This window comes from uncultured Sphingomonas sp. (genome assembly GCF_946477935.1).
Lineage (GTDB): Bacteria > Pseudomonadota > Alphaproteobacteria > Sphingomonadales > Sphingomonadaceae > Sphingomonas.
Genome location: NZ_CAMLAC010000241.1, coordinates 1 through 5423, shown reverse-complemented (window position 1 = coordinate 5423; position 5423 = coordinate 1). Strand labels below are relative to the sequence as shown.

General features: G+C 66.5%; 5 protein-coding genes and 1 pseudogene. 5 read left to right on the top strand and 1 reads right to left on the bottom strand.

All coding sequences use genetic code 11. From position 1 onward, the window contains the following. Window positions 1-291 (bottom strand): annotated as a pseudogene (locus Q0U08_RS17495) (hypothetical protein); the annotation flags it as partial. A gap of 176 nt (window positions 292-467) precedes the next feature. Between Q0U08_RS17495 and Q0U08_RS17490 the strand changes: the two are divergent. From Q0U08_RS17490 to Q0U08_RS17470, 5 genes are all read left to right on the top strand, one after another. Continuing rightward, complete coding sequence (locus tag Q0U08_RS17490) at window positions 468-1493, top strand: LacI family DNA-binding transcriptional regulator (RefSeq protein WP_298092910.1); 1026 nt, start codon at window positions 468-470, stop codon at window positions 1491-1493. A gap of 86 nt (window positions 1494-1579) precedes the next feature. Then, entirely contained in the window at window positions 1580-2998 is a 1419-nt protein-coding gene (gene uxaC / locus Q0U08_RS17485; protein WP_298092909.1) for a glucuronate isomerase, read from the top strand. 67 nt (window positions 2999-3065) lie between these two features. Further along, window positions 3066-3905 (top strand): 5-dehydro-4-deoxy-D-glucuronate isomerase, encoded by an 840-nt coding sequence (gene kduI / locus Q0U08_RS17480; protein ID WP_298092908.1) that lies wholly within the window; start codon window positions 3066-3068, stop codon window positions 3903-3905. Between the two features lie 5 nt (window positions 3906-3910). Beyond that, window positions 3911-4666, top strand: coding sequence for a 2-dehydro-3-deoxy-D-gluconate 5-dehydrogenase KduD (gene kduD / locus Q0U08_RS17475; protein ID WP_298092907.1), 756 nt, complete (start codon window positions 3911-3913; stop codon window positions 4664-4666). Window positions 4667-4678: 12 nt separating this feature from the next. Then, window positions 4679-5423, top strand: a 745-nt coding sequence (locus Q0U08_RS17470) for a sugar kinase (protein ID WP_298092906.1), incomplete at its 3' end; no start/stop codon positions are given.

Genomic DNA, 5423 nt, shown 5'->3' with positions numbered 1-5423 from the left:
CACCTGATCCGCGAAGATTGGGCCGGCCAGGCGGTTGGCGATGCCGATCGGCGGGTTGATGCGGCCGACCTTCCAGCCGGCGACCGTGCCGCCATGCCGAGCGAGCGCGGCATCCTGCACGGCATAGGCGTCGTCCAGGGCGGTTGGGCGGTCGCCGGGATAGTCGGGCAGCGCGCCACCGGCGCGACGCGCGGCGACGAAGCTGTCGGCGATGCGCGCACGATTGCTGTTCGCGCTGGTTTCGATATCCGGCTGCACGTCCGGCCCCTCCCTATGCTGTTCTGCAGTCATGGTGACGCGCTGGGAAACCGGTGTCAACCACGTGCCGATGATTGATGCGCCGGGGATGCACGGGGCTGGTCTTTACCGAAAACCGGTGTCAGGATCATGGGCGCCCGTGTCGCTGCGGGTCGCCTGGTCCATGACCGAGGCTGGCCGCAGGGCCGAGGGGGAAGTAGAGGGCCGTCATGCAGAAGACCGGTCAGCCGACGATCAACGACGTGGCGCGCGAAGCCGGCGTGTCCAAGAAGACGGTCAGCCGCGTCATCAACCGGTCGCCGCTGCTGGGCGACGATACCCGCCGCCGGGTGGAAGCGGTGATCGAACAACTGGGCTATATCCCCAATCCGCAGGCGCGCGCATTGGCGCTGCGCCGCAACTTCCTGATCGGCCTGGTCCACGACAATCCCAATGCGCAGACGGTGATGAACGTCCAGCAGGGCATGCTGGAAGGGCTGTATGGCACCGAGTTCGAGATGGTGGTGCGCCCGCTGGACCGTGGATCGCCGACGATGCTGGACGATCTGCGCCATTTCCTGGAGCGGCAGCGCCTGTTCGGCGTGCTGTTGATGCCCCCGGTCAGCGAGAATGACACGGTGGCCAGGCTGTGCCGCGATATCGGCTGCCGCTACGTCCGCATGGGATCGGCGCCACTGGATGCGCCGGACCAGATGGTGGCATCCAACGACCGGGAAGCGGTGCGCGCGGCGACCGAATATCTGATCGCGCAGGGGCATCGACGGATCGGCCTGATCTGCGGACCGCATGGCTTTCGCTCCGGGCTGGAGCGGCGGCAGGGGTTTGAGGAGGCGCTGGCGGCGGCGGGGATCGCGCTGCCCCGCTCACTGATCGCGGACGGCAACTACACGTTCGAATCCGGGCTGGTCGCGGCGGATCGACTGCTCGACTTGGTGCCACGTCCGACCGCGATCTTTTCCTCCAACGACGAAATGGCGGCGGGCGTGATCCATGCCGCACGCCAGCGCGGGCTGGATATCCCGCGCGACCTGTCGATCATCGGTTTCGACGATACGCCGATCGCGGCGCATGTCTGGCCGCCGCTGACCACCGTGCGCTGGCCGATCGCGTCAATGGCGCGCTCCGCCGCGCTGAAGTTGATCGCCGGCCATGAGGATGGCGAGACGGTGGAAGAGCCGTCGCTGTTCCTGTCCACGCTTATCCGGCGGGGATCGGTATCGACCACGCCCGTATGACCTTCGATAGCCGACGGCCTTGTGCTGAAAGCTGACACCGGTTACCAACCAATGTACAGCCGCGGCAAGCGGCGGAGAGGAAGATGATGACCCGGCCGTTGACCCTGCACCCCGACCGGCTGTTCCCGGCAGATCCGACGACCCGCGCGATCGCGCGTGCGCTGTATGCACAGATCGCCGACCTGCCGATCGTCAGCCCGCATGGGCATGTCGATCCGTCATGGTTCGTCAGCGATGCGCCATGGACGGATGCGACCAGCCTGTTGCTGGCGCCCGACCATTATCTGTTCCGCATGCTCTACAGTCAGGGATTGGACCTGGACCGGCTGGGCATCCCGCGGCGCGGGAACGTGGTGCCCGACACCGATCCGCGCGCGGCATGGCGGCTGTTCGCGGAGCATTACCATCTGTTCCGCGGCACGCCCTCGCGCCTGTGGCTGGACCATGTCTTTGCCGAGGTGTTCGGGATCGACGTGGCGCTGGAAGCCGCGACGGCAGACCAGTATTATGACGCGATCGGCGCCGCGCTGGCGACCGATGCGTTTCGGCCGCGCGCCCTGTTCGACCGGTTCCGCATCGACTTCCTGGCGACCACCGAAGGGGCGCAGGACGATCTGGCGCATCATGCGGCGATCCGCGCATCGGGTTGGCAGGGGCGCATCGTCACCACCTATCGGCCCGACGGGGTGATCGACGTTGAGCATGAGCAGTTCGACGGCGCGATGACGCGTTTTGCCGAGCTGACGGGCGAGGACGTCTATGGCTGGCGCGGCTATCTCGCGGCCCATGCCAAGCGGCGCGCAGCGTTTCGCGACATGGGTGCGACCGCCACGGACCATGGCCATCCCACCGCGCAGACGGCCAATCTGTCGACCGCCGAATGCGAAGCGCTGTTCGCGCGGATCGTCGGCGGCACCTGGTCGGCTGCGGACGCCGAGTTGTTCCGCGCCCAGATGCTGACCGAAATGGCCAAGATGAGCGTCGAGGACGGCATGGTGATGCAGATCCATCCCGGATCGTTCCGCAACCATAATGCCGGCCTGTTCGCCAGCCATGGCCGCGACAAGGGCGCGGATATTCCGATGCGCACCGATTATGTGTCCGCGTTGAAGCCGATGCTGGACGTGGTGGGCACCGAGCGTGACCTGACGATCATCCTCTTCACGCTGGACGAAAGCAGCTATGCGCGCGAACTGGCGCCGCTGGCGGGGCATTATCCTTGTTTGAAGCTTGGCCCGGCCTGGTGGTTCCACGACAGTCCCGAGGGGATGCGCCGGTTCCGCGAGATGACGACGGAGACGGCCGGCTTCTACAACACGGTCGGCTTTAACGACGATACGCGGGCGTTTCTGTCGATCCCGGCGCGGCACGACGTTGCGCGGCGGGTGGACTGCGCGTTCCTGGCGCGTCTGGTGGCCGAGCACCGGTTGGAGGATTGGGAGGCGGCCGAGCTGGCGCATGAGCTGACCAGCGGGTTGGTCCGCCGGGCCTATCGCATCGCGTAAGCATTCGTGGGAAGACTTTCCACGATATATATGACAACTGCCGTAGCCTGATGACGGAGCCTGTTTGATGTTCGACCGCACCTATTACGCCACGCATCCCGACATGATGGAATGCGTGTCCAATGACGAACTGCGCGACCGCTATCTGATTCAGGGGTTGTTCCGGACGGGCGAATGCGTGCTGAACTACACCCATGCCGACCGCTTCGTGATCGGCGGCGTGGCGGTGGAAACCGGATCGGTGAAGCTGCCCGACCAGACCGAGCCGGCATCGGCCGCGGGGCATCCCTTTCTGGAGCGGCGCGAACTCGCCATCGTCAATGTCGGCGCCGCCGAGGGCACGGTGACGGTGGACGGCGAGGTGTTCACGCTGGCCAACAAGGATTGCCTGTACGTGACGATGGGGGCCGCGGACGTGCAGTTCGCCGGCGACGGTGCGCGCTTCTATCTGGCGTCCTGCCCCGCGCACAAGGCGTTCCGGACGCGCAAGCTGGGCATCGCCGACGCCAATGCGCTGGATCGCGGCAGCCTGGAGGAATCGAACGAGCGGACCATCTACCAGCTCGTCATCCCCGGCGTGTGTGACAGCGCGCAACTGGTGATGGGCCTGACCGTGCTGAAGCCGGGCAGCGTGTGGAACACCATGCCGCCGCACGTCCATGAGCGTCGCAGCGAGATCTATTTCTACTTCGAACTGGATGGCCCGAGCGACCGGGTGATGCACTTCATGGGTGAGGGCGAGGCGATGCGCCATATCGTGATGGCCAATGAGGAGGCGGTGATCAGCCCGCCCTGGTCGATCCACATGGGCGCAGGCACCAAGGCCTATGCCTTCATCTGGGCGATGGCGGGCGAGAACCAGGATTATACCGACATGAACGTCCTCGACATCTGTCAACTGGCGTGACCGGAATGCGCAATCCGTTCGACCTGTCGGGCAAGGTGGCGGTGGTCACCGGCGCGAACACCGGCATCGGCCAGGCGATCGCGCTGGCGCTGGCGGAGGCCGGAGCCGACATCGCCTGTGTCGGGCGCACCCCGGCGGAGGACACGGTGGCGCAGGCGCGCACGCTGGGTCGCCGTGCCGAGATCGTGTCCGCCGACCTGTCCACCACCCAACCCGTGCAGCGGGTGGTGGACGAGACGCTGGAAAAACTCGGCGGGCTGGACATACTGGTCAACAATGCCGGCATCATCCGGCGTGCCGATGCGGTGGATTTCACCGAGGAGGACTGGGACGCGGTGGTCGACACCAATCTGAAATCGGTGTTCTTTCTGGCCCAGGCGGCCGGACGGCACATGATCGCGCAAGGCAGCGGCAAGATCATCAACATCGCATCGATGCTGACCTTCCAGGGCGGCATCCGTGTGCCGAGCTACACCGCGTCCAAGGCCGGGATCGGCGGCCTGACCAAGCTGCTGGCCAATGAATGGGCCAAGCACGGCGTGCAGGTGAACGCCATCGCGCCGGGCTATATCGCGACTAACAACACTGCGGCGCTTCAGGCGGATGCGGTGCGCAACACTGCGATCCTGGACCGCATTCCGGCGGCACGCTGGGGCGATCCGGCCGATCTTGGCGGGGCGGCGGTGTTTCTGGCGAGCCGTGCGTCGGATTATGTGCAGGGCCATATCCTGGCGGTCGATGGCGGCTGGCTGGCCAGATAGGGGGTTAAGGACATGGGTCGGTTCCTGGCTTTCGGTGAGGTGATGCTGCGCCTGTCGCCGCCCGGGCGCGAACTGCTGATGCAGTCGCCGAGGCTGGATGTGTGGGTGGGTGGTGCGGAGGCCAATGTCGCCACGCAACTGGCACGGCTGGGCCATGATGTCGGCTTCGCGACGCGGGTGCCGGATAACGACCTGGGCCGCGCCGCCGTCACCACGCTGCGCGGCCACGGCATCGATGTGACGCAGGTGCAGATGGGCGGCGAGCGCATGGGGCTGTACTTCGTCACCACCGGCGCCGGGCTGCGTGCGACCGAGGTGATTTACGACCGCGCCTATTCCGCCTTTGCCGAGGCGCCGGTTTCGGCCTGGGACTGGGATGCGATGCTGGGCGGCGTCGACCGGCTGCATCTGTCGGGCATCACGCCCGCGCTGGGGCCGGTGCCGGCCGAAAGCGCGATCGTAGCGGCCGCGGCGGCACGCGAGCGTGGTATCGCGGTCTCGTTCGACGGCAACTGGCGCGGCAAGCTGTGGGAGCGGTGGGACAGCGATCCACGCGCCATCCTGCGGCAGATCGTGGCGCAGGCGGACCTGATGTTCGGCAACCACCGGGATATCGCATTGCTGCTGGGCCGGGATGATTTCGGCGGCGAGGGCGAGGATCGGCGGCGGGCGGCGGCAGAGGCGGCGTTCGACGCGTTTCCGACCCTGCAGACGATCGCCTCCACCGCGCGCCATGTCGAGCATGTCGATCTGCACC